We start from the raw sequence: 4951 nt of genomic DNA, 5'->3' as shown, positions 1-4951 counted from the left end.
ATAATACAATAGTTGATTGTTTTCAAAAATGTGAGGATATATTAAAAGAAAAAACGGTTAGTGAGAGATTGATAAATCAATTGAACTATTATAGAATCCTGTACGAATGCTATAATAGATATGTAGATGATGGAAGAAAAAGAAAATTTGAAGATTATCTAAATGAAGCTAATATACATTTTTTGTATAGCAGAGCATTTTACTATGAGAAATAAACTAAGTCATAGAGGTGAAACTTTCAGTTTGTCGAACTGATAAAATCCCTTTAGGAACTAAAGGGCGCACTTCTATACTCTCCTATCGGGAGTATGTGCGTCCTGCGGAGCTTCACTCACGGTCGGCAGAAGAAAACTGCCCGACCGTGAATGTTTCGTCACTTCGCTCCGTCAAGGTGGCTACACCCCCTTGCGACGCTTGTGCGTCTATCCCCTGTGTACTTGCCGTCCGCAAACAGCATAAAATGCTGTTCGCCGCCAGCAAGTTTGAAGGCGACTAAAATGAATTTTATGGAACAAGCAAATCGGAAGTTATAAAGGAGGCATTATCATGGGTCTATTTGATAAGTTGAAAGGAAAAAAGAAACAGTAGATTGGAGCAACGCATATACTGCTACTCCTAAATTATACGGAAAACCAGACGGTACGCTTTTTGGTGCAATCGCATTAACAGAGAGAACAGAAACGGTTTTACCTAAAACAACGAAGAATGAATATAGAGTAGAAGGTAAAGTTGTATCTGAATGGAAATTAGTACTTGTTAGTACAACAAAAGATACGATTATCGGAGATGCAGATTATTTTACAGCGTTAAATGATGTTGAAAAATATGCTCTCGATTCAAAGAAAGATAGCGTTTTAGTTAAGGGACTTTCATTAAGTGAATTGGAAAGTTTAAGGGGATAAACATTTCAATCAAATTGAAATTTGCGAAGGAAGTGCAATGATAGAATTAAATTCTAAGATTAAGAATGCTCTAATTAAAATTGGCTTTATTGAGCGATATGAAGAATTATCTAATAAATTTAATGCTAAAAGAACACCTTCAAGTAATCGTTTGGCTTATATTGATAGTGAAGAGGTCATGGAGACAATTCAAGATTTAGGCTATTCTCCGGTGTTTGATGTAAAAGAAAAATTTTATAAAATCAAGGAAGAACAAATTGGAAAGATTACTTTGGAAGTTCATATTATTCTGAGATATGGAATGGTAGATTTAGTTTGGATAGTCAGAGAAAATGGAGAATTGCTTCTTGGGGCTCCTTGGGGAACATATTCAAGGAGACTTATTGATAATAATTACAGGATAAAAAAACCTATCATAGGAACATATGAGGATTTAGAAGAAATTTTGAAAATTACTTTTAAAATGTATGAAGACTTTAAGAGTACATTAACTGGTAATTAGCTTATTTAGCCATTCTGGCAAAAGATTAAAACTAGAAGGATATAAACAAGCATCATTAGCTGTATTTTATGTCAAATTATATAAATACATGATTTGTATACGAGGATAGAGAACAATGAATTCTGATATGACAAAGTATTGTTATCAACATTTTGAAAATGCTTACAATATTGGGTGGAATACAAATTTTGATAGTACAGTGGAAAGTAAAGAGACATTTAATTCAATATTCATAGAAAAGTTGACTTCTTATTGTGAGAATCCATTAAATAGCAACTTGAATGGTGTATGTCGTGAAACAGAGATTGATGGAAAAAAGTATGTAAAAGGGTTTGGAGAAATACGTATCATTGATTTAAAAAAGAAAATAAGATATGCAGCTCCTAATGTTATTATAGATGATATATTAAGTGGAAAATATATACCGCCAATAGAATTTATCGATGCAGTTTTAACAGGACCGACTTTTGATTCTGAAGAATATCAGGAATTTTATTTGAATTATTCGGAAAAAAACTTTTGGGGAGAAAACGAAGAAAATTTTGAAAAAATAGCTAAGGTATTGGAATTGGCAGGAGATTTGGAGGGCTTTAAAGATTATATTTTGAATAACGATTTAATAAATATAGTTGTCCCTGAAGGTTCGTTACTTAATTATGCAATCACAGAAGGGAAAGAAAAGGAAGCACTTTGGCTTATTGAAAATGGTATAGATATTAATGCTTTTGACGGTTTGGAACTTATGACGGCAATAAAAAAGAACAATAATATAATTGCAAAAAAATTAATAGATGAAGGTATTGTTATTAATAGTAGAGAGATGAACGATAATCCTTTAGTTAGTGCGATTCGTTTTTCAAATGCCTTTCTTGTAGAGGAACTTATGAAAAATTACAGGGATTTGATAGTAGCTTATTCAAACGAATATGTAAGAAATTGTAGTGTTTTAGATATTGCTGAAAGAACGAAAAATGAAAAAATAATAAATATAGTTAAGAAGTATTTAGTATGATCTATTGATGTTAATATAAATTCAAAAAATTTGATAATAGTTGCTTTTCAGGTTTAAGTTCGTAAGAGAATAATAATTTTTTGATATGTTTATAGGTTGCTATGGAGATTAAACTAATAGAACAATTAGGACTTAATGATTTAGATGTAGTGGAAGCGTTGATAGATGATTTAGAAAATGCTGTAAGTTTATTTAATTGATTGGAGAATATAAATGTGAGTAAAAATGTAAGAGAGTTTTTTGAAAAAATGCAAGAATTTTTTCCATCAACGAAGAATGCATACATTGAAAGTGTAAAAGAATATGGAGAAGTATTAGAAACAGTTGTAATAGAAGATATTTTTATGCCGGAGCTTTTAACATTATTAGCTAAGAATGAAGATGCTGAATTATTAAGCAATATGTTTAATTATTTTGAAGAAATAATAAATAAGAATGATTCATATTTGATTAATATTTTTTCTGTTACTGTGTTAGAAATTTTAGGAAATGATAAGGCAATTCTAAAGGTGGCTAAGCAATATATGGGAGAAAAAACTGCATTGCTCCAAATGAAAGTTGATAAAGAATTGGGAAGATTATAAAAAAAATGGCGTCCCAGCTTGGACTTCCGTTAGTGCCGGACACTAGCTATTATTATCCCCGTTTTTATCTTGGACTGCTGGAAGGCGAGTATAGTGGTCCTTTTGACAGAAAGGATGGTACAGCCAATGGATAAGCCCACAGTACAGGATATTTTTCATCGTTTTTATCCGGCATACCTTGATCAATATTCACCTTCCCCTGTACAGGCAAAGGTTGCACATAACATCATGAACTGCAAGACCGGTGCCTATGGTGCAAATGTATGTGTATGTGAGGATTGTGGCTTCGTACAGATTCATTACAATTCCTTCCGTAACCGTTGCTGCCCCATGTGTCAGGCTGTTCCGAAAGAAATGTGGATGGATGCACGCAGAGAGGATGTCCTTGATGCTCCTTATTTCCATCTGGTTTTTACGGTTCCTGATATTTTAAACCCTGTCATTTACAGCAACCAGAGACTTCTTTATGATGCCTTATACCATGCAGCTTCTTCCACAATCAGCGAACTGACTGCCGACCCAAAACGTCTCGGCGCAAAGGTGGGATACATCTGCATTTTACATACATGGGGTTCTGAAATGAACTTTCATCCCCACATTCATACCATCCTGCTGGGTGGAGGACTGGCTTCCAACAACCAATGGAAGGACAATGGTGAAAATTTCTTTCTTCCCATCCGGGTCATCTCCAAAGTGTTCCGCGGAAAATATCTGGAGGAACTAAAGAGGCTGTGGAAAGAGGATAAGCTGGTATTTCATGGTACTGCAGAAAAATTTCGTAACCATTATACGTTCAAGGAGCTTTTAGATTCCTGTTATGGTATGGACTGGATTCCTCATTGTAAAAAGACATTCAATGGTGCTCAAACAGTAATGAAATACCTTGGTAAGTATACTCATCGCATTGCCGTCAGCAATCACCGCACCGTCCGTATGGATGATGATACCGTTACATTCTTAGTAAAGGATTACCGTAATGAGGGACAGTGGAAGGAACTGACCATTTCGGGTGTAGAGTTTGTCCGGCGGTTTCTCATGCATGTACCACCAAGGCGTTTTGTCCGCATCAGGCACTACGGACTGCTATGTTCCCGCACTAAAAACCAGAAGCTCACCCTTTGCAGAAATTTACTTGGATGTAAGAAGTATCTTTCAAAGCTTCGTGACATGGAAATGCCTGAAATATTGGAACATCTTTATGGCATCAAAGTTTGTGTGTGTAAAGCATGTGGTGGGCATCTCGGAAAGCCACAGATGAGAATGCCACTGCGCTGCTAAAGAGCAACATCTAATACTTTCAAAAGCCTCAGTTTCTGAGGTTTTATCGTCATGCCCATTTGCCTGTTTTTTATAAAATGTTGTAGCTTTCATACCGAGAATCATATATAATCATGGACAGGAACAAAGAATTGAAAGTCCATAGGTTGCGGCTACCCGGACGCTCACTTTGTTCAATTAGGTCAAATCGAAAATGGTGTAAACGAAGGGGCAGTTCTCTGCAATGTCAAAACTGCTTTTTCGTTTACCCCATCATCGATTGTAACCTAAAGAATTTGTAAAGGAGACATTTTTAACAAGAATCAGCAAGAATTCTCCCACCTCTATAGGTGGTGAGATGAATTGCTATCTCTTGCATAGTGCCATAGTTGGCATGTAAATATCAGATTATTGCACATAGCTGTGCTGTGTATTGTAAACTTCTCATATATTGATTTTTGCAGTTGTGCTATATCATCAATTCTGCATACAATGAATAAGCCTGAAGCCTGAAGGGAAAATAGATTGCAGATTAAACAGAACAAATGTTCTGAAATGTAATAGACAAATGATTTCATTTGTGATATAATTAAATCAGTCGAAATAAAAAGAAGGGCTGATAAATATGAGAGAACTTGACAATAATGCACATTCAGTATTTTTACTCTATTATCATCTGATTCTGGTCGTAAAG

General features: G+C 34.8%; 5 protein-coding genes. All 5 read left to right on the top strand.

Features of this window, described 5'->3' with window-relative positions; genetic code table 11:
• Positions 1-215: hypothetical protein (locus GPK83_RS15370; RefSeq protein ID WP_215704483.1), on the top strand; the 215-nt coding region annotated here is incomplete at its 5' end.
• A 724-nt stretch (positions 216-939) separates the two neighbouring features.
• The gene (locus tag GPK83_RS15365; protein ID WP_117470055.1) at positions 940-1404 is read left to right on the top strand and encodes a hypothetical protein; all 465 of its coding nucleotides are present in this window, start codon (positions 940-942) and stop codon (positions 1402-1404) included.
• 115 nt (positions 1405-1519) lie between these two features.
• A complete protein-coding gene (locus GPK83_RS15360; protein WP_117553154.1) occupies positions 1520-2416 on the top strand; it encodes an ankyrin repeat domain-containing protein in 897 nt (298 codons plus the stop codon).
• A gap of 215 nt (positions 2417-2631) precedes the next feature.
• Positions 2632-3000 carry a resolvase gene (locus GPK83_RS15355; RefSeq protein ID WP_117553155.1) on the top strand — a complete coding sequence of 123 codons (369 nt, stop codon included), beginning with the start codon at positions 2632-2634 and terminating at the stop codon, positions 2998-3000.
• 126 nt (positions 3001-3126) lie between these two features.
• Positions 3127-4278 (top strand): IS91 family transposase, encoded by a 1152-nt coding sequence (locus GPK83_RS15350; RefSeq protein ID WP_015552621.1) that lies wholly within the window; start codon positions 3127-3129, stop codon positions 4276-4278.
• Positions 4279-4951: the final 673 nt, after the last annotated feature.

This window comes from Clostridium sp. MCC328, assembly GCF_018785465.1.
In the GTDB taxonomy this organism is placed as follows: Bacteria; Bacillota; Clostridia; order Lachnospirales; family Lachnospiraceae; genus Pilosibacter; species Pilosibacter fragilis.
This window is presented reverse-complemented; position numbering and strand designations above follow the sequence as displayed.

Excerpts from the sequence above, each read along its gene's own strand:
- GPK83_RS15365 (WP_117470055.1), top strand. The coding sequence starts at position 940 with ATGATAGAATTAAATTCTAAGATTAAGAATGCTCTAATTAAAATTGGC.
- GPK83_RS15360 (WP_117553154.1), top strand. The coding sequence starts at position 1,520 with ATGAATTCTGATATGACAAAGTATTGTTATCAACATTTTGAAAATGCT.
- GPK83_RS15350 (WP_015552621.1), top strand. The coding sequence starts at position 3,127 with ATGGATAAGCCCACAGTACAGGATATTTTTCATCGTTTTTATCCGGCA.